This is a genomic window from Hymenobacter properus (genome assembly GCF_015694735.1).
Lineage (GTDB): Bacteria > Bacteroidota > Bacteroidia > Cytophagales > Hymenobacteraceae > Hymenobacter > Hymenobacter properus.
In genome coordinates, this window is record NZ_JADQDP010000003.1 from 855709 (window position 1) to 876270 (window position 20562).

The 20562-nt window shown below is 62.3% G+C and carries 13 protein-coding genes; 1 reads left to right on the forward strand and 12 read right to left on the reverse strand.

Features of this window, described 5'->3' with window-relative positions:
- Window positions 1-37: 37 nt before the first annotated feature.
- The 4 genes from I2I01_RS15520 to polA form a co-directional block, all read right to left on the reverse strand.
- Window positions 38-520, reverse strand: a complete 483-nt coding sequence (locus I2I01_RS15520; protein ID WP_196287378.1) for a DinB family protein — start codon at window positions 518-520, stop codon at window positions 38-40.
- Window positions 520-951, reverse strand: coding sequence for a DoxX family protein (locus I2I01_RS15525; protein WP_196287379.1), 432 nt, complete (start codon window positions 949-951; stop codon window positions 520-522). The genes I2I01_RS15520 and I2I01_RS15525 overlap by 1 nt, the downstream gene beginning before the upstream one ends.
- Before the next feature lie 159 nt (window positions 952-1110).
- On the reverse strand, window positions 1111-1974 hold the full coding sequence (locus I2I01_RS15530) for a hypothetical protein (RefSeq protein WP_196287380.1): 864 nt from the start codon (window positions 1972-1974) through the stop codon (window positions 1111-1113).
- 408 nt (window positions 1975-2382) lie between these two features.
- Window positions 2383-5277: a DNA polymerase I gene (gene polA, locus I2I01_RS15535; RefSeq protein WP_196287381.1), complete on the reverse strand. Its 2895-nt coding sequence runs from the start codon at window positions 5275-5277 to the stop codon at window positions 2383-2385.
- Window positions 5278-5393: 116 nt separating this feature from the next.
- Here polA and I2I01_RS15540 point away from each other — a divergent pair, with 116 nt between their 5' ends.
- Window positions 5394-8018, forward strand: coding sequence for a T9SS type A sorting domain-containing protein (locus I2I01_RS15540; RefSeq protein ID WP_196287382.1), 2625 nt, complete (start codon window positions 5394-5396; stop codon window positions 8016-8018).
- 75 nt (window positions 8019-8093) lie between these two features.
- On the opposite strand, the gene I2I01_RS15545 is transcribed toward I2I01_RS15540, so the two are convergent.
- From I2I01_RS15545 to I2I01_RS15580, 8 genes are read right to left on the reverse strand one after another with little or no spacing between them, the layout of a single operon-like run.
- The gene (locus tag I2I01_RS15545; RefSeq protein ID WP_196287383.1) at window positions 8094-10523 is read right to left on the reverse strand and encodes an MG2 domain-containing protein; all 2430 of its coding nucleotides are present in this window, start codon (window positions 10521-10523) and stop codon (window positions 8094-8096) included.
- Between the two features lie 44 nt (window positions 10524-10567).
- Complete coding sequence (locus I2I01_RS15550) at window positions 10568-11746, reverse strand: DUF4249 domain-containing protein (RefSeq protein ID WP_196287384.1); 1179 nt, start codon at window positions 11744-11746, stop codon at window positions 10568-10570.
- A 45-nt stretch (window positions 11747-11791) separates the two neighbouring features.
- On the reverse strand, window positions 11792-13018 hold the full coding sequence (locus tag I2I01_RS15555) for a DUF4249 domain-containing protein (RefSeq protein ID WP_196287385.1): 1227 nt from the start codon (window positions 13016-13018) through the stop codon (window positions 11792-11794).
- A gap of 58 nt (window positions 13019-13076) precedes the next feature.
- Complete coding sequence (locus tag I2I01_RS15560; RefSeq protein ID WP_196287386.1) at window positions 13077-14273, reverse strand: DUF4249 domain-containing protein; 1197 nt, start codon at window positions 14271-14273, stop codon at window positions 13077-13079.
- Window positions 14274-14302: 29 nt separating this feature from the next.
- Window positions 14303-15496 carry a DUF4249 domain-containing protein gene (locus I2I01_RS15565; RefSeq protein WP_211537981.1) on the reverse strand — a complete coding sequence of 398 codons (1194 nt, stop codon included), beginning with the start codon at window positions 15494-15496 and terminating at the stop codon, window positions 14303-14305.
- Between the two features lie 37 nt (window positions 15497-15533).
- Window positions 15534-16730 (reverse strand): DUF4249 domain-containing protein, encoded by a 1197-nt coding sequence (locus I2I01_RS15570; RefSeq protein WP_211537982.1) that lies wholly within the window; start codon window positions 16728-16730, stop codon window positions 15534-15536.
- A gap of 1 nt (window position 16731) precedes the next feature.
- Window positions 16732-19497, reverse strand: a complete 2766-nt coding sequence (locus I2I01_RS15575; protein ID WP_196287387.1) for a TonB-dependent receptor — start codon at window positions 19495-19497, stop codon at window positions 16732-16734.
- A gap of 43 nt (window positions 19498-19540) precedes the next feature.
- Window positions 19541-20293, reverse strand: a complete 753-nt coding sequence (locus tag I2I01_RS15580; RefSeq protein ID WP_196287388.1) for a hypothetical protein — start codon at window positions 20291-20293, stop codon at window positions 19541-19543.
- Window positions 20294-20562 lie beyond the last annotated feature (269 nt).

The window sequence follows — 20562 nt, forward strand, 5'->3', positions numbered from 1 at the left end:
GTGTGCGTGCCGGGCTTTTTGTTTGTGATGAACCAGCTTATTTCCAAGCTTTCAGCAACCGCCGAATCAGGATGATTTCGCCAGTGTGGTAGGCGTTGTGGTCGGCAATGAGCATGGCTTCGCGCAGCAGGGTTTGGCCGTCGCCGTGCGGTATTTTGGCCAGTAGGTCGGTGCCGGGGGCGTGAATGAGGTGCAGGAAGCGCTGGCGGTTTTGGCGGATGTGGTCGAGGGTTTCCTGCCATTGTTCTTCGTCGGCGGTGGCGTCGGGGGCGGGCCAGTAGCCATCGGGCCACTTCGGCGACTCGTGCTTGGGCTCGAAGCAGAACTCCACAATGTCCCACTGCGCGATGCGCACGTGTTCTACCAGCTGCCAGATGGTGTAAGGCACCTCGGGCACGTGCCGGTTCCAGATGTCGGGCATCAGGCCGGCGCAGGCGTCCTCGAAGGTGGCGTGGGCGTTGCCCTTGGTGAGCAAGCTGGTCAGTTCGGCCAGCATGACTTTTTGGTCAGGTCTATCCATTAGGCTTTGCTATTTCCGATTTTCGACGACTGCAGCGCGCCCGTTGAGTACAGGGCCGCGCCCATCAGCACGGGCTGAAAAAACAGCCGGGCCAGTCGCTTGGCATCGGTGTCGAGCCCAAAGGCCGAAATGCGGTGGGTGTACTGGTGCACGTTGCCCGGAAATACGGCTGCGTAAAAAGCCGCTAGCCCCAGGCCCATGCGTCGCCGGTTCTTGCCCTTCAGCAACAGTAGCGCCAGGCCCAGCCCAATTTCTACCACGCCCGAGGCCAGTACCGTGGTATCCTTATCGCCGGGCACGAAATCAGGCACCTGGGCCTGGAACTCTCGCCGTGCAAACGTGAGGTGGCTGGTGCCGGCCAGCACCATAAAAGAGCCCAGCACGCCGCGGGCTACGTTTTGCAGGGTGGAAGTGTGGGGGTGGTGGGGCATAGCAGTAGAGCAGGTGGGGTGAAAGCTTGGGTATACGGCTGATAGCAAGTGGAGGTAGCCGCAGAGCGCCGTGAAGCAGTTGTATGCAAGGCTTGCTTTTACATCCGGCAGTGCGCTGCCAGGCCACGTATCCCGTTAAAATTTAGGAGGTTAGGTTAGCTACTTCCCCCACTCAATTTTAGTAAGCTGTTCGCCGTTTGTCACCAGGCAAGCGGCCTCACGCTCCTGCCTTCCTTTATAATGAAGCAGCGCGGTAAGGGCTAGGTTAACACCATAGGGAGTGGTGAGGCCCGTATGCCCTAATGAACTGCTGAAAAGCGGGTCAACGACGACCATTTGCCCATCAGCCAGGGTTGCCAGGAAGGTGGCATCCCGCCAGCTTACCAGGTACATGGTTTGGCTCTGCCACCGCAGGCCGCCGAGCATTGTCAGGCCATAATAGGCAAAGACGCGCTGCACAGCAGGGTTGGGAATCGAGTTAGCAAAAGTGTACTCCCAGCTCTGGGCAGCCACGGGTGGCGTGGCTACCTCTGGCAGGGTTTCGGGCGCTGCAATGATGCCGCTGCGGGCGCTGCCGCTCATGTGGGCCAACGAAGCCAGCACGCGGTAGCGCCCGTCTTGTTTCCACACCGAAGTGCCGCAGGTGGCTTCGACGTAGTGCGTGCGCCCGGTTTGCTTATCGTAGAAATACAGCAGGCCGCCAAATTCTCCCGCGCACACCATCGAACAAGCGAAACGCTCGTCTTCGTAAATCTTAGTTTGCTTGTCAAACGGCAAGGGCTGGGCCGCGCGTTGCCATGCGTGTTGGAGAGTGTCGTAGGCGTAGGCTCGTCCGTTGTGCCACCCCACCAATTGCTTGTTAAACAACCAGTGCTGTTCGAACTGCTGGGTGTTGAGCTGCTTTTCCAACAGCTCATTCCGGCTAAAATCTGTCAGCCGGTAGCAGGCAAACTTTCCCGGTGAAAACAACACCACCAAGCAGTGCTGGTAGATAACCGAATACGAAAGCGGCCAGGCAGCCAAGCCAAACGGATTGCTTAAGCGCAGGGCCTGGCGCCTCAAACGCAGGGGCTGCTCCGCCATGCGAACGGCCAGCGGCCAGCGCCCCGCGCCCGAATGTTGACCCGCGTAAACGGTATCCTGAAAAATGACCGGCGCGCCCGACCAACCAGAGCTGCCCGAAGACTGAGTAAGCGAGGAAAACAAGCTGCGCAATTCTTCCAGCGAAGCATACGGGTTGGCGACTGGCGCAGCTGGTTCTTTGACTTGGCCATTGCACGGCTGGCTGAGCATGACGCAAATGACCAAGGCCCGTGTTAACACCCATAAACGGTGCGCTAGCGAAACTACCATAGGCTAAGAAGAGACGTTGAAACGATTAGCCGATGCTGCCTTCTTCTAATGTGCATATGGGAGGCGTTGGCCCATTCGCTAGTGTGCCTGCAGCCAGTTCCGCCCGGTGCCCACTTCTACTTCCAGCGGCACACCGTGGGGCAGCAGCAGGGCGGTGGTCATCAGCTCCTTGATTTTTGGCGTGATGTACTCCACCTCTTCCTGCACGGCGTCGAACACGAGTTCGTCGTGCACCTGCAGTATCATACGGGTCTGGAGCTTCTCCTCGCGCAGCCAGTGGTAGATATTAATCATGGCCATCTTGATGATGTCGGCGGCCGTGCCCTGGATGGGGGCGTTGATGGCGTTGCGCTCGGTGTAGCCGCGCAGCGTGGCGTTGCGCGAGTTGATGTCGCGCAGGTAGCGGCGGCGCTTGAGCAGCGTTTCGGCGTATTCCAGCTCGCGGGCGCGGTTGATGCTGTCGTCCATGAACTGCTTCACCGAGGGGAATTCCTGGAAGTAGGTCTCGATGATGTCGGTGGCTTCCTTGCGGCCGATGCCGATGCGCTGGGCCAGCCCGAAAGCCGAAATGCCGTAGATGATGCCGAAATTGACGGTTTTGGCCTTGCGGCGCATCTCGCTGTCTACTTGGTCAATGGGCACGTGAAACACCTTGCTGGCCGTGCTGGCGTGCACGTCCTGGCCCAGGCGAAAGGCTTCAATCATGGTTTTGTCGCCCGAAAAGTCGGCCATGATGCGCAGTTCCACCTGCGAGTAGTCGGCAGCCAGCAGCACGTGCTGGTCGTCGCGCGGCACGAAGGCCTTGCGGATTTCGCGGCCCTTCTCCGTGCGGATGGGAATGTTCTGCAGGTTGGGGTTGGTGGAGCTGAGGCGTCCGGTGGCCGTCACGGCCTGGTTGAAGTTGGTGTGCACGCGGCCGTCCACCACGCTCACCAGCTGGGGCAGGGCCTCCACGTAGGTGCTGCGCAGCTTGGTGAGCTGGCGGTGCTCCAGGATGAGGCCGGCAATGGGGTTGTCGGCGGCCAGCTGGCTCAGCACTTCCTCGCCGGTGGCGTACTGGCCGGTTTTGGTTTTTTTCACCTTGCCCTTGCCGATGTCCATCTTGTCGAACAGCACCTCGCCCAACTGCTTGGGCGAGCCGATGTTGAACTCCTGCCCGGCCTCGCGGAAAATCTGCCCTTCCAGCTCCGTGATGTAGCCCTGCAGCTCGGCCGAGTACTCGTTCATGGCGCTTGAGTCGATGCGCACACCCTCGTACTCGATGCTGCTGAGCACCGGCACCAGCGGGTTTTCCACGTCGTTCAGCAGGCCCAGCAAACCCAGGTCTTTCAGCATAGGCTCGAACACGTGCTTGAGCTGCAGGGTCACGTCGGCATCTTCGCAGGCGTAGTCCTTCACCTCGGCCGGCGGGATGTCGGCCATGGTTTTCTGCTTCTTGCCTTTGGGCCCAATGAGCTCAGTAATGGAGATGGGCGAGTAGTGCAGGTAGGTTTCGGCCAGCACGTCCATGTTGTGGCGCATGTCGGGCTCGATGAGGTAGTGGGCCAGCATGGTGTCGAACAGCGGCCCGGTCACCTCCACGTTGTAGTGGCGCAAAATGGTGAGGTCGTACTTGATGTTCTGGCCGATTTTCAGGATGTTTTCGGCCGAGAAGAAGGGGCAGAACTCATCCACAATGGCCTGGGTGGCCGCTTGGTCGTCGGCCGGCACGGGCACGTAGTAAGCCTCGCCCGGCAGCCAGCAGAAGCTCAGTCCCACCAGCCGCGCCGTCATGGTATCCAGCCCGGTGGTTTCGGTGTCGAAGCTCACTTCGGTTTGCTGCAGCAAGAAGCTGAGCAGCGACTTGCGCAGCTCTGGCGTGTCGATGAGGTGGTAGTTGTAGGGCACGTCTTCCAGCCGCTTGCGCGGGCCGCTGGGCGCGCCGTAGCCGGCCGTTTCGCCTTCCTCGGCCCCAATGGCCACGGCCTCGTCGCCGGGATTGCCGAACAGCGAAGCCTGGCCGCTGGCTGCCACGCGGGGCCGCCGGGCGCCGGTGGTACCGGGCTTGGCCACGCTGGCGGGCGTGCGCGCAGGGCCGCTGCCGCCACCCAAAATGCGGGCCGACAGCTGCCGGAACTCCAGTTCCTCAAACAGCTCGCGCAGCTTGTTCTCATCCGGCGCATCAAGCACCAGCTTGTCGGGCTCGAAGTCGAGCGGCACGTTCACGTGGATGGTGGCCAGCTCCTTGCTCATCAGGCCCTGCTCGGCGAAGTTGCGCACGTTTTCCTGCTGCTTGCCCTTGAGCTGGTCGGAGTTGGCAATCAGGTTCTCTACTGAACCGTATTGCTTAATCAGCGCCTTGGCCGTCTTCTCGCCGATGCCGGGGATGCCGGGAATATTGTCGCTTGCGTCGCCCTGCAGGCCCAGAATGTCAATGACTTGCTCTACGCGCTCAATCTCGAAGCGCGCCAATACGTGGTCCACGTCCAGGATTTCAGCCGCGTTGCCCATGAAGGCCGGGCGGTAGATTTTGATGTGCTCAGTCACCAGCTGGCAGTAGTCCTTGTCGGGCGTCATCATGAACACCTCGAAACCCTCCTTCTCGGCCTTCTGCGCCAGCGTGCCAATCACGTCGTCGGCCTCGAAGCCGTCCATCATCAGGATGGGGATGTGAAAGCCCTGGATAATTTTCTTGATGTAGGGAATGGCGATGCCGATGTCTTCGGGCATGGCCTGGCGCTGGGCTTTGTATTCGGCAAACTGGTCGTGGCGGAAGGTCTTCTTGGCCGCGTCAAAGCACACCCCGATGTGGGTAGGCTTCTCCTTTTGCAACACCTCCACCAGTGTGTTGGTGAAGCCGAGCACGGCGCCCGTGTTCATGCCCTTGGAGTTGATGCGCGGGTTTTTGCTGAACGCGAAGTGCGAGCGGTAGATGAGGGCAAACGCGTCGAGCAGGAAAAGCTTCTTGGGGGTGGGAGCGGCGGTATCGGTCATGGTAAGCGAAAGTACGTTGGAACCGAATAGACGGCTAGATTTTTGCTTCATTCGGCAACCTTGTAGCCCGGCAACCGGTCAGGTAGTAAACCTTTCTTTCCCAACAACAAAAGCACATGAAACAGACTGTACCGTACTTGCTCGCTTTGTTCAAAATTTGGGCCTCAACACGCTTTGCGGGTGGCCTGTTGCTGGTGGCCATTTCGCTAAGCTCGGCGGCCCAAACCCTCGACCCGACTTTTCACATCCCCGAGGTCTATGGCGAGGGGAACGTGACGGACGCGGCCCAAATGCCCAACGGCCAGTATGTAGTAGGGGGCACTTTCATTCGGGCCAATGGCCAGGCCGTGAGCAACCTGGCGCGGTTCGATGCTGCTGGGGCCACCGACCAAACGTTTCGGCAGAACCTGAGCGCGGCTACAGTGCTGGTGAAAAAAGTGCACCCGATGGCCAACGGGCAGCTGCTGGTGCAAGGCAACTACACGGCGGGCGCGGTGCAGCGCCTCTACCTGTTCCGGCTGAATGCCGATGGCACCCTGGACGCCACGTTCAACCTGGCCCTGCCGGGGGCGGGCAGCCTGCCCGAGGTGACGCAGGTAATTGTGCAGCCCGACGGCCGCATCCTCGTGCTGGGCCTTTACTTGACGGGGTATTCGGTTAGTTTCGATTTGTTTAGGGTGATGAGCGACGGCTCGCGCGATACCAGCTTCAATGCGGCATTGACGAATTTCTCGCAGGACCAGCAGATGGCGCTGCAGACGGATGGGAAAATCGTGTTGGGCGGGAGCTTGTCGGCCATCAACGGGGTTCGGCAATTCTTTTTTGCCCGCCTCAATAGCGACGGCAGCACCGATGCCACTTATCACCCCGCGGCTTACACCAACGCCCGCCTCTACATCAACAGCATCGCGCTGGACGCCAACAATTCGCTGCTGGTGGGCGGGCTGGGAATTAACGTTATCAATGGACAGGCAGTGCCCCTGTTTCGCATGCTTAGTTCAGGGGCTATCGACCCGGCTTTTACGTGCCCGGCCAGCCTGATTGGCCGCGACTGCGACCGGGTGGCGGTGCTGCCCAGCGGCCAGCTTGCTGTGCTCATGAATACGTATTCGTCGGTATCCAGCCAGACTTATTCTTTTGATAATCGATTGTTTCGGTTGCAGGCCAACGGAGCCGTTGACCCCACCTTTCAGACCGGTACCGGGCCCGATTGGGCGCTGGCCGAAGTGCGCAGCCTGCCCGGCGGCAACCTGCTCACCTGGGGCGGTATCAACAACTTCGCGGGCCAGCGCCGGACGGTGGCCCTGCTGCAGCCCAGCGGTGCCCTCGATGCCGGGTTTACCCCGTTGCTGCAGATTGTCGGGAGCATCCAAAAAATAGTGCGGCAGAGCGACGGCAAGCTGGTCATCGCCGGGCGGTTCAATACCATTGACGGGCACTTCACCGACCGGGTGGCCCGCCTGCTGCCCACCGGCCAGCCCGACCTGAGCTTTGCGTGGCGGCAGCCCAACAGCGCCAGCTGGGCTACCTCGGCGCTGGCCGTGCAGGCCGACGGCAAAGTTCTGTTGGCCGGCAGCAGCTATACTTCCAATAGCTTTACGGGGAGCAGCCTGAATGTCCAGCCGGTTTTTACGCGGCTTACCACCGCCGGCACGGCCGATGCCGGCTTTGTGCCCGGCATCACGCTCAGCCCTACTTCTACGCCTTCCTCCAGTAGCGTTCAGCTAGTAGCCGAGCAGACTCCCGGGCAGCTCGTTGTGGGCGGCACCTTCACCGACGCCGCCGGCAAGGCCAACCTGACTCGGCTCACTACTACTGGGGCGGTAGACCCCACGTTTGTGCCGCCGGCTAGCCAAGCGCCTATTTACAAAGGCCTTGTACAGGCCAACGGAAATATTGTCATCACCGCATCGGGGCCCAACGCCATCCAACGGCTATTGCCCAATGGCCAACCCGACCCCGCTTTCTCTTACACGCTACCGACCTCACCGCCTACGCCGGGCGTTTTCGGAGCCTGGGTGAATAATGTCTTCTCTATTCCGGCTACCGGTGGCTACGTGGCCACCGGCATTCTGAGTGCAACCGAAGTGCTCAGCAAGCTGGCGGCCGACGGAACGGCCGCTGCGGGCTTTGCCACGCCCTTCCGCCCTATCAATGGGCCTGCCTTGCCTTATAATGGAATAAGTGTAGTGGCCGGGCAGAGCGACGGCCGTTTAGTGGTAGGGGGCCGCATGCAACAAAGCTCTCAGTTTGCGGCGCCCCCTACGCTCCTGGCCCGGCTCGAAGCCAATGGGCAGTTTGACCCCACGTTTGACCAGAACTTTATCACGACCCCAACGCCCGCGCCCAGCCCGTTATACTCGCAATACGCAGTTTCGGACGTGCTGGTGCAGCCCGATGGGGCCTTGGTGGTGGGGGGCTACTTTCTGCAAGCCGGCAGCCAACCCGTGACGGGGCTGGTGCGCCTGCGGCCGGCCGGTGTGCTGGCCGTGCGCTCGGCGCAAACCACCCCAACGGAAGCCTGGCCCGTGCCCGCGCACGCCACCCTCAACCTGAAGCTGGATGCCGCGGCCCGGCCGCAGCGCGTGACGTTGGTAGATGCGCTGGGCAAAACCGCGCTAACGCAACCCGTCGCCCAAGCCGAGCTCACGCTGAACACGGCAACCCTGGCGCGTGGCCTCTACGTGTTGCGCGTCGACTACGCCACGGGACCGGTTACGCGGCGGGTGGTGCTGGAATAACGCCTCTTGGCAAGCAAAAAGGGCGGTGCCGGGATGAAACCCGGCACCGCCCTTTTTGCTTGCCAAGAGGCTGTGCTACAGCGCCGGTTTCACGTCCAGCACGAAGCTGCGGCTGCCCGCCCGGCCATCGGTGGCCAGCCCTTGCAGCACCACGAGGTAGCGCCCGGCCTGGTCGCCGGTGTAGAAATCAAGCGTCTTGGCGGTGAGGCCAGTCAGGTTGATTTCGGGGTTCCAGTAGAGCAGGTTGCGCAGGTCGGGCAGGCGGCTTTTGGCGGCTTCGGGCGTGTCGTAGCGCGGGGCGTAGAACTCGCGCTGACGCTGCACGCCCTCGTACTCCTGCACCAGCACGCGCGGGTCGAGCGGAAAGCCTTCGAGGTCGCCCTTGTAAGTGGTGAAGCTCACCAGGCCGTTATACACGGCCGGGCCGTGGAAATAGCGGCCGTCCATCACCTCCAGCTTCCGAATCTTGAGCGGGTTCAAGGCCATTATCTTGTTGATGTTGAACACGGGCACACCGTCGAGCAGCACCATGGGGTTTTCCGACAGCACGGCCTTGTTCAGCCGGTCCACCACCAGCAGGTGGAAGCCGTCCTTGCGAATGCGCACAATCACGCCCGGCACGTATTCGCGCAGCACTTCCTCCATCACCTTAAAGCGCGTGAACTTGTCGAGCAGGTAGGTTTCGTCGGGCTTGCCGAAAAAGCTGAGGCTATCCACCCGCTCGGTGGCGTAGCGGTGGCGGTAGCGGCCCGCAAAGGCGCTTTGCACCTGCGCCTGAAAGTGACGCTTGGCGTAGTCCTGCTGGAAGCGTGGGGTGATGCCGAACGCCGGGCGCGGCCCCGTGGCGTAGCGCTCCGAGAACGGATTGACCACCGTGAGCTGGCTGGTGCTGTCCTGGCCGGGGTCGGTTTGCAGGATGATTTCGCGGCTGCCACCGAAGCGCTTGGGCTCGAAGCGCACAATGCCCTGGGCGTTGCTGGCCGCCACGCTCAGGTCGACGATGCGGCTGGGCGAGGCCAGGTAGGTGGTGATGCCCGGCTGCGGCTGGCGGGTGCCGGCCCGCAGCACCTGCGCCTGCACGATGGGCCCGTAAGGCTCGGGCAAAAACTCGAAGGGCTTGGGCGCGGCCAGCACGTCTTCCCACTTAAAGCGGCTCCAGCCCTGCGTCAGCAAAAGGTTGTCGGTGGCTTCGGCGGCTTCGGGGCCGGTGGCCGTGAAGTAATAATCAGGGTTTTCCACCGTTCCCTGCAGGTCCGATGTGAGCCAGAGGTAGCGGTCGATGCCGGGGGCGGCCGCCGTGGTCAGCGAGTCGAGCCGGTACACGGCCATCGACAGATTGGCTGCTTCAGCTGCTGGTTGGGCCTCGGCGCCCACCTGCACGCTCACCTTGTCGCGGGTGGTGTACTGCGGCTTGTCGGCCCGGGCCGCGAGGGCCAGCAGCCGCTGCGGCGCCCGGAAGTACAGCCGCTCGCACACCGGTTTGCGGTCGGCGTTGAACAGGGTGAGGTGCGACACGCCGTCGAGCAAGGCGCTTTTCGGGAACGTGAAGGCGGCCTGCCCGCCCGCCAGCGGCTGGCGCGTGGCCAGGGCCACCTGCTGCCGCGAGTGGGCCAGCAGTGCCAGCGTTTCGGTGGGCGCCCCGCCGGTGGCGGTCACAGTCAGGGTCAGCTGGTCGGGGCCCGTGTCGTCGAGGCGCATCACGTAGCCCTGCTCGGCAGGGGCGGGCAGGGGGCGCGTGAGGGCGCGCTTGGGGCCGAGCGTGATGGTGGCAGTGTAGGTGTCGGCGCCCCGGGCCGGCGTGAAATCGAAGTGCCCCATGCCGTAGCGCAGGGTTTTGAACGTGGCTACCACGGCCCCGCTGGAGCTGAGCACCTTGCCTTCGGCGCTCACGCCGCGGCCGGCTTTGTCGGCGATTTTGAACGCCACCCGGCTGCGCAGGCCGCGCACCAGGTGGCCGCCTTCGGGGAAAAACTGCGCGTCGTAGGACGTGGCCGAGTCGCGCGCGCCGGCGCCGGAGGCCAACTGGGTGTTAATTACCGTGACCGTGCGGTGGAAATAAGCATCGGGGCTGAAGTTTTTCATCCAGCTGGTGTAGGCCCGCACCGTATAGCTGCCCGCCGCCAGGGCCGTGGGCAGCACCAGCGAGCCCTGGCCGCTGCCTTTTTGCAGGGCCACTTTGGTTTGCAGCACGGGGCGGTGGTCGGCATCCAGCACTTCCACGTAGGCCACGCTGCTCAGGGCCAGGGGGCGGGCGCGGGTGCCATCGGCGGCATAAATCTTAAACCACAGGGTTTCGCCGCTCAGGTACACCGGGCGGTCGAGGTGCAGAAACAGCTTTTCGTGGGGGCCACGCTGCTCGTAGCGCAGCAGCTTGCCCGTGAGGCCATCCAGCGAGTCGAGCGGAGCGGCGGCTTGGCCCGCGGCGGCCCGGGCACCGGCCAGCCCCAGCAGCAGGCCCAAGGCCGTCCGGGTGCCCCACGGGGCGTGGCGAGTAGTCAATTTCATAAGCTTCGGTGGCAAGGGCGAAAGGAAAGAAATGGGCGTGGGCATCAGGGCCAGTAAGAGGGTTTCACGTCGGTGCCCCGCAGGCGGCAGTCGAGGCAGTTGGGCTTGGCCACGAAGATGCCCAATTCCCCGGTCAGTAAATTTTGGCCTTCGACGATGGGCAAGTATTCGAACTTGCCCAACACCCGCTCCAGGATTTGTTCGGGGCTTTCGCCGGTGCCGGGGTAGAGGTTGACAAATTCGGGCGGAATGCAGGACTCGAAGCCCGAGAGGGTGCCAACGCCGGCCGGTAGTTGGCTGCGAGTCACGAAGATGCGCGTTTCGACCACCGAGTGGGCCCCTACGAAGCCCAGCGCCACCTCCGTGGGGTTGCTGAGGCAGTGCACGTTGCCGGTGAGCTGCACGGGCTGCGCATCGAAGAGCGAGCCAATGCTTTCGGTGTTCTTACGCATCAGCTCCCAGTAGTCGTATTCTTCTTTGGTGAGGGCGTACTGCCGCACCCGAATGCTGTAGCGCCGAAACAGGCGCTCGGTGTTGGCCGGCAGCACCCGCAGGCGGTGCTCGCTCATCACGTCCTGGCTTTGGGTGGTGGTTTTGTCAATCTGCACCGTGCGGGCCACGTCGTTGCCCCAGCATATCTGCGGGTGCGGCACGGCCCGAAACCGCAGGGCGTGGTTGGTGTATTCGAGGCCGGTGCTGTAGGCGGGCAGAATCTCCCAGGTCTCGTCGTAGTCCCAGCGGTAGTAGCGGGTGCGGTTGGTGGCGTCGTGGGCGCTGACCAACACCCGAAATTCGGAGCTCTCAAACTTCCACGTCACCGAGTCGATGGGCGGGGTGAGCTTGACGGGCACGTAGTCGGAAGCGTATTCTTTGCCGCCCGTGATGTTGAGGCGCAGGCGGTACTTGCGGGCCGGGTTCAGGGTGAGGGCGGCCGACGTATAAGTGCCCTTCACGCTGGTTTCGGGCAGGGTGTAGCGCGCCCCGGTTTCGTCTTCGATGGCCACCACGGCGCGGGTTTCGGCTGGCGCGGCGGCCGGCGAACCGATGGCATAGGTGCGCGAGAGCTTAACTGTGGTGATGCCCGTGGGATTAATAAAGCCATCGACTACCAGAAAGGACGGCGGCGCCTGGATGGCCTCGGGCAGGTAGGCATCGGTGCAGCCGGCCAGCAGGACCAGGCACCACGCCAGCACCGAGCAGACGGAAAGTAAGGGGCTTTTCATGAGCGGATTGTTCGAGGAAAATAGAAGCGGTGCTGCATAAATCGTTTACCAATAGCTGGGCCGCACGGCAGTGCCCCGCGTGCGGCAATCAATGCAGTCGCGCTCCCGGGCCGTGTAGCCTTGCACCGAGTCGATGGGCCCGTAAAGCGAGTCGCGCGCAATCAGCGGCTCGATGGGCAGGAAGGTACCGGCGCCGAAGGCCCTTGTCAGCAGCAAATCAACCTGGGGTTTGGGGTAGCAGGGGCAAGTGTGCCGGTCGATGTAAAACGTATCGGGCGGGGTGCAATTCTCATATCCCGTCACCACGGGCCAGGAGCTGGGCAGGTCGGTGCTCCGAATGAAAATACGTTTTTCGCTGATGGAATGCACACCCACAAAGCCCTGCACCACCTCGGTGGGGTTGCTGAGGCAGCGCACGTTGCCGGTGAGCTGCACGGGCTGCGCATCGTAGAGCGAGCCAATGCTTTCCGTGTTCTTGCGCAGCAGTTCCGAGTACTCGTATTCTTCTTTGGTGAGGCCCTGCTGCTGCACCAGGATGCTGTAGCGCGTGTAGAGGTAGGCCGACGCGGGCTCAAGCTGGCGCACCGGAAAGTTGGCCACCACGTCCTGAGTCAGGGACGTGGTTTTGGCCAGCAGCATCTTGGTGGAGCGGGCGCTGCCCCAGCATACGGTGGGAAGCCGATTGACAATGGGCCGCACCACATTCCTATTGGGCACGTATTCCACCGACGGCTGGTAGGGCGACTGAATTTCCCAGGTTTCGTTGTAGTCCCAGCGGTAGTATTGCGTGCGGTTGGTGGCGTCGTGGGCGCTCACGTAAATGTTGAGCTTGTTGCTGTTCACGTTCCAGGTCACAGCGTCGATGGGCGGGGTGAGCTTGGCAGCCTCAAAGTCGGAGGCATACTCCTTGCCGCTTGTGAGGTTGAGGTGCAGGCGGTACTTGCGCGTTGGGGCCAGGGTGAGAGGCAGCGAGTTGTAAGTGCCTTTCGTGCTGCTTTCCGTCAGCGGGTAGCGCGCGCCGCCCTCGTCCTCGATGTACACCACGGCCCGCGTCTCCACCGGCGCCGCGCCGGCCGCGCTGATGGCGTAAGTGCGCGAGAGTTTGATGGTGCTCACGCCTGCGGCATTAATGAAGCCATCGACCACCAACTGGTTTGCGGGCGTGCTGATGACCTCCGGCAGGTAAGCGTCGGTGCAGCCCGCCAGCAGGGCCCCACCCCACACCAGAGCGGCGCAGGCTGAAGCAAGGAAGCGGAGGAGGCGGGACGACATGAGACAAAAAGCACGCTTGTGGAAAGAGGTAGGCCTGCTGGCAACCGAAAAGGCAGGGCTACCAAAAAGAAGGCCGCACCGTGGTGCCGCGCGTGCGGCAGTCCACGCAGTCGCGCACCTTGGCAGTGTAGCCCACCACGTCGCCCGCCGAATTACGCGCCCGGGTGATGGGTATCAGAATGGAATTCTGGCCGAAAGCGGCCAGCAGCACTTCTTCGGGCTTGGGCGGCGGAAACACGCCGGGCGGCGGCACAAACACGGTGTCGGCCGGCATGCAGGCCTCGTAGCCACTCACCACCGGCCAGGTGGAGGGCAGGTCGGCGTTGCGAATGAATATGCGCTTTTCGGTGATGGAATGGGCGCTCACAAAGCCCAACACCACCTCGGTGGGGCTGCTGAGGCTGTGCACGTTGCCGGTGAGCCTGGCCGGCTGCGGGTCGAAAAGCGTGCCGATGCTTTCCGTGTTCTTGCGCAGCAGCTCCCAATAGCTGTATTCTTCCTGGGTGAGGGCGTGCTGCTGCACCAGGATGCTGTAGCGCGTGTAAAGCCGCTCCGAAGTTGGCAGCAACTGCTGCACCCGGAAACCGGACACCACGTCCTGCGTCAGGGACGTGGTTTTGGTCAGCAGCACCCGGGTGGCGCGCTCGTTGCCCCAGCACAGGGTGGGGTAGCGCACGGTAATGTTGCGGATGGCCCCGCCAAAATATTCAATGTCAGGAGTGTAGGGCGGTCGGATTTCCCAGGTTTCGTCGGTTTCCCAGCGGTAATACTGCGTGGCATTGGCGGCGTCGTGGGTGCTCACAAGGATGTTGAGGCCGTTGCTGTCGGTGTTCCAGGTTACGGCATCGATGGGCGGGGTGAGCTTGGCGGGCACGTAGTCGGAGGCGTATTCTTTGCCGCCGGTCGTGTTCAGGTGCAGGCGGTACTTGCGGGCCGGGTTCAGGGTGAGGGCGGCCGAGGCGTAGGTGCCCTTCACGCTGGTTTCCGTGAGCGCATAGCGCGTCCCGCCCTCGTCCTCGATGTAGACCACGGCCCGCGTCTCCACTGGCACGGCGCTTTTCGAGGCCACCGCCTGCGTGCGCGAGAGGCGGATGGTCGTCACGCCGGCGGTGTTGATGGAGCCGTCGACCACCAGGTAGCTTGAGGGCGCGGTGATGACGTCGGGCATGTACGGGTCGGTGCACCCGGCTAGCAGGGCCAGTAGCAGGCCCAGGCTGGCCCGGGGGCGGGGCGACGCGTTTCGGAAAATATTCAATGAGCAGGAATAATAGCAGGAAAGGAAAATCACCAGAAGCTGGGCCGCACCACAGTGCCGCGCGTGCGGCAGTCGATGCAGTCGCGCGGCTTGGCTGAGTAGCCGTACAGGGTGAGCGTGGTGGGGTTAATCAGCTCGTCGATGGGCAGCACGGTTTGGCTGCCAAAAGCCGAGAACAGTATCGAAGCGGGATTATTGGGCGGGGGCGACCGGTAGAGGAACACCGTGTCGGGCGGCACGCAGGTTTCGTAGCCGGTGAGCACGATGCCGGGCCGCGGTAAATCGGTGCGGTTGATAAAAATGCGTTTTTCCGCAACCGAGTGCGCGCCCACGAAGCCCAGGGCCAGCTCGGCGGGGCTGGTGAGGCAGCGCACGTTGCCGGTAAGCTGGGCCGGCAACGGGTCGAAGAGTGTGCCGATACTCTCCGTGTTTTTCTTCAGCAAGTCCCAGTAGGCGTACTCCTCCTTGGTGAGGGCGTGCTGCTGCACCAAAATGCTGTAGCGCGCATACAGCCGCTCCGAATTAGCCGGCAGCCGCTTCACCCGAAAGTCCGCCACCACGTCTTGGCTGAGCGCCGTGGTTTTGTCGATAAGCACGCTGGTCGATTGGGCATTGCCCCAGCACAGGGTAGGGTAGGGCACCGCAATGGGACGGATTAGCCGGCTGGCCGTCACGTACTCCACCGTGGGGGCGTAGGGCGGGTGAATTTCCCAGGTTTCGTCGGTTTCCCAGCGGTAGTAACGCGTGGCGTTAGCGTCGTCGTGGGAGTTCACATAGAAATTCAGCCCATCCTGTTCGACCTGCCAGCGCAGGTTATCCACGGCCGGCGTGATTTTGACGGGCACGAAAGCCGAAGCGTACTCCTTGCCCGCCAGCGTGATGATGCGCAGGCGGTACTGGCGGGCCGGGTTCAGTTGCTGCGCGGTCGAGGCATAGGTGCCCTTCACGCTGCTTTCCGTCAGCACATAGCGGGTGCCGGCGTTGTCTTCCATTGTCACGGCGGCCCGCGTCTCGACGGGAGCAGCCGCCTTGCTGGCCACGGCATAGGTGCGCGAAAGGCGGATGGTGGTCACGCCCTGCGCATTCAGAAAGCCGTCGACCACCAGGTAGCCCGGCGGCGACGTGACAACCTCGGGCATGTACGCCTCCGTGCACCCGGCCAGCAACGCCAGGAGCATCAGGCTGATGCCTTGTCGGATAAGACGCAGGGAGGTGGAAAACATAGCGGGTTGGAAAGGAAACGTTGCAGAACCGAACCGACTACCAGAAGCTGGGGCGTGTGGCCGCGCCGCGCGTGCGGCAGTCCACGCAGTCGCGCGGCTTGGTTGTGTAGCCGCCCAGAAAACCGGCGATATAAATTTCCTCGATGGGCAGCATATTCTGCGGGCCGAAGGCAGTGAGCAACACTTCTTCCGGCTTAGGAGGCGGCACCATGCCTTTGGGTTTCAAAAACACCGTGTCGGGCGGCACGCAGTTTTCGTAGCCGGAAATGCGCGGCCAACCCGCGGGCAAATCGGTGCGGCTGATGAAAAGGCGCTTTTCCGAAACAGAGTGGGCACCCACAAAGCCCAGCACTACTTCGTCGGGGCTGGTGAGGCAGCGCACGTTGCCGGTAAGCTGGGCCGGCTGCGGGTCGAAGAGCGTGCCAATGCTCTCCGTGTTTTTTTTCAACAGTTCCCAATAGGCGTACTCGTCCTTGGTGAGGGCGTGCTGCTGCACCAAGATGCTGTAGCGCGTGTAAAGCCGCTCCGAAGCCGGCAGCAGTTGCTTCACCGGAAAGTCCGACACCACGTCTTGGGTCAGGGCCGTGGTTTTGTCGATGAGCACCGCATTGGAACGCATGTTGCCGTAGCACACCGTGGGGTAGGGCACCGCGATGGGGCGGATGGCCCGGGCGGCCGTCACGTACTCGACCACCGGGGCGTAGGGCGGCCTAATCTCCCAGGTTTCGTCGGTTTCCCAGCGGTAGTACTGGGTGGCGTTGGCGGCGTCGTGGGCGCTCACGTAAAAGTTCAGGCCGTTGCCGTTGATGCGCCAAGTCAGGTTATCCACGGCCGGCGTGATTTTGACGGGCACGAAGGCCGAGGCGTATTCCTTGCCCGCCAGTGTGATGATGCGCAGGCGGTACTGTCGGTTCAGGTTCAGTTGCTGCGAAGCCGAGGCATAGGTTCCCTTCGTGCTGGTTTCCGCCAGGAGCAGGCGCGCGCCGGTGTTGTCTTCTATGGTCACGGCGGCCCGCGTCTCGACGGGGGCGGCTGCCTTGCTGGCCACGGCGAAGGCGCGCGAGAGGCGAATGGTGGTCACGCCCTGCGCATTCAGAAAGCCGTCGACTACCAGGTAGCCCGGCGGCGTGCCGATGACGTCGGGCATGTACGCGTCGGTGCACCCGGCCAGCAACGCCAGCAGCGCGAAACAGCCCATCAAGGCCCGGCCAACCGAAAACCCGAAGGTGTTCATCTTAAAACTTGAAATTGTAGGTGACAGTCGGAATCGGGTTGCCGAAAATGGACAGTTGGTAGCCCTTGATTTGCCCGCCCACCGATTTGAAGTAGATGGAGTATGGGTTACGGCGGCCGGTGAGGTTGTACACGCCCACCGTCCAGGAGCTGTGGGCCAGTTTCTTCACCTTGTGGCTGCCCTCAATGTTCAGAGCCAAATCGACGCGGTAGTAGTCGGGCACGCGGTAAGCGTTGCGGTCGGAGTAGTACACGCGCAGCGAGTTGCCGAGGTAGTACTTGGCCAGCGGCAGCGTGATGGGCCGGCCCGTGCTGTAGTTGAAGTTGACCGAGGTGCTGAAGCGGCGCGAGAAGCGGTAGTTGCCCACCAGCGTCACATCATGCGGCTTGTCGAAGTTGCTGGGGTAGTACTGCCCGCCGTTCACCATGTCGGAAGTGGTGGCGGCGTTCACCTGCACCAGCGAGCGGGAGTAGGTGTAGCCCACCCAGCCGTTGAGCTTGCCGGTGAGCTTCTTCACGAAGAACTCCACGCCGTAGGCCTTGCCCTCGGCGTTGATGATGTCGGTTTCGATGTGGTGGTTGAGCACCAGCGTGGCGCCGCTCTTGTAGTCCACAAAGTCGCGCAGGGTCTTGTAGTAGGTTTCCACCGACAGCTCAATGGTGTTCGACTTGAAGTTGCGGTAGTAGCCGATGGAGTACTGGTCGCCCACCTGCGGGCGGATGTTGTTGTCGCTCAGCTTCCACACGTCCGTGGGCGACACCGAGGCCGTGTTCGTGAGCTGGTGAATGTACTGGCGTGTGCGGGTGTAGCTCGCCTTCACCGACGACCTGTCGCTGAGTGAGTAGCGCGCCGACAGCCGGTACTCCGGCCCCTGGTACGAGGCCAGCACCTTGTTGGAGCCGTAGCGCACCGTGTCGGTAATGGTGGCTTCGGAGCGCGACTCGCCGGGGGCGTACTGGAGCACGTCGCGCGGCCCCAGGGCCTGGAAGAACGAGTAGCGCAAGCCCGCCGAAATGGAAAACCGCGAGGTGATGTCAAACTTATCTGATACGTACAGCGCGCTTTCCAGGGCGCGCTCCTTGGCCAGCACGTCGGGCCGCACCAGCGACTTGTCGCCCTGCGGCAGGAAGCTGCCCGGCGCAATATTGTAGAGCAGCGTGCTGCCGCCGAAGTCGATGGTGTGGCGGTTGTTGGGATAGTACGTGAAGTCGGCCTTCAGGCCCGACTGGTTGATGGCGTATTTGAGCTGCGACGCCGACACCGGGTTTTTGGTGGTCGTCACGTCGTAGTCGTAGTGGCTGTAGGTGCCCGTGAGCACGCCGTAGAGTTGGTTGTTGAAGTTGTGGCGCCACTTCAGGCTGGCCGCCTGGTTGCGGTAGCTGTAGGTGGTGTCGCTGGCCAGCCGGAACCGGTCGGAGCTGAAGTAGCCCGTGGCGTAAATGGAATTCTTCTCGTTGAACTCATGCGTCACGTGGCCCGTGATGTCATAGAACTGGGCCGAGCTTTGGGCGAAATTCTTGTCCGAGAGCTGCTTCAAAATCCAGTCGGAGTAGCTGGCCCGGCCGCTCACGATGAACGAGCTTTTCTCGTTCATAATGGGCCCTTCCAGCGTGACGCGGCTGGTGAGCGGCCCGATGCCGCCCGCTCCGCCGAACTTCTTCTTGTTGCCCTCGCGGGTCGTGATGTCGAGCACCGATGCCAGGCGCCCGCCCAGCTTGGCCGGAATGGCACTTTTGTACAGCTCCACGCCCTGCAAAATGTCGGGGTTGAAGGCGGAGAAGAAGCCGAACAAGTGCGACGGATTGTAGATGGTGGCGTCGTTGAACAGAATCAGGTTCTGGTCGGTGGCGCCGCCGCGCACGTTGAGGCCGGTGCTGCCCTCGCCCACGGTTTTCACGCCCGGCAGGGTCATGATGACGCGCAGAATATCAGTCTCGCCAAAGGCCGTGGGCACCTGGCGCATGGTCTTGATATCCAGCTTCTCCAGGCCCATCTGCATGCCCGATACGTTCTTGTCTTTTTCGGCCTCAATCACCACTTCCTTCAGCGTCACGATGTCTTCCTCCACCTCAATCTCCAGCTTGCCGTCGCCGCGCAGCACTACCTGCCGCTTGGTGTTCTTAATGCCCAGGCCCCGGATGCGCAGGTCGTGGCGCCCGGCCGGCAGCGTGAGCGAATAGGAGCCGAACTGGTCGGTGATGGCACCCACCTTCAGCGCCTCGTCGATGATGGATGCCCCAATCACCGGCTCGCCCGACTTCTGCTCGCGGATGTGGCCGGCCAGCGTCACCTTGCCCGTGCCGCTACCCGAGCCAATCTCGTACACCTTGTATTCGGAGGCACTCACCAGGCGCGAGCGGGTGGGGGCTGCGGCAGCGGGTTCATCGTCGGCCTGGGCCACGGCGGCCGAAGCAGCCTTGGGCTCGTAGAAATCGGCCGCAGGAGCTGCCGAAATCACTGTGCCGGCCGTCACGAATACGCGGCGCTCGTCGTCGATAGCGAAGCGGAACTTCGTGTTTTGCAAGGCTTCCTGCAGCACAGTCGGCACGGGCTGGGCCTGCACCCGCAGCGTCACAAAGAGGCTGTCCACGGCCGCGGGGTCGAAGTAGAACCGGTAGGCCGTCTGGGCTTCTACCTGGCTGGCAAACTGCTCGAAGAGCACGTGGTTGAAGTCACCGGTCACGGTTTTTTCGGCTTGTTGCCCGTAGCTGGTCAGGCTCAGCAGTAGAAAAAACAGGCCGCAGCAAGTGGCGTAGTAATGCTTCATGGAAAGGAATAGATAGCGCAGAAAAAAGCAGGGCGGCCGGCGCTTAGCGCGTCGTCAGTCCGGAATAGTAGCGGGCCAGCTGCACGAGGGAAGCCTCAAACTGCGCTTTCTTAAACGACAGCTTTTGCGCTTTCGCATAGTCCTGCATCTCCTTGCCGCGGTCGGCAAACACACGCAGCGCGGTCGATTTGCGGCTCGCTGGGTAGTAGATGCCGGCTTTTTTGATAAACAGCTCGTCCTGTGAAACAAACTCAACATCAACGCCTTGCTGCACCACCCGCTCTTGCATGCGCTTGGAGCGCCGGGCCAGCACCTGCACGGTGCTGTCGAGCAGCACTTCGTAGTACCCCGTCTGGATAACGCGGCTATTGGCGCTGTCAGCCACCAGCCGCACAAAGCGGTGATTGTTGAGCGAGAACGAACCCACGTTTTCGTTCACAAACCGCAGCGACAGCGGGCTGCGGGGCGGCGTCACCACCACCTGGTCGCGCACCACGTCGTAGGCCAGCTGCAGGTTGGGGAAGTTGTGGCCGTTGTAGAACACGCTGCCCGGCTGCCGGGTGGGCTCGCCAAAAAATTGGTGCCCCGTTCGTTGGTGGTAGGGCCTGGCGTAGTCAATGTATTCGGGGCCGTTGTAAAGCTGCGACGACAACGCAAAACCCGTTGCATACTGCTGCTGTGCGGCCCCCACGGCCGCGGCCAGCGCCGCATCAGGGGCCGCCGCTTGGCCGGCGGCGAAGTGGCCAAACAAAGGGATGCACAGCAATGCCAGGCTGGCAGCGCGGACTAAATTCATGGAAAGGCGGAATGTGGCAGTAAGGAACCCCTAATCTAGGGCCTGAGCGCAATAATTCTGGTTTGGGAGCAGCGGTAAAAGCAAGACTGTGGCTTAGAATGCAATAAACCGGCTTTTTGGAAGATAAAATTCTCGCTTAAAAGTCCTAAGGGCGTGCCATAGTGGGGCTATGCCGCCGGCAAGCCCCCGTCCCATCGGCCCAGCCGATGGATGACCGGTACCAGTCGGGATAGGTTGCCTCGTGGTCGATAATAACATGCGGCAGGATG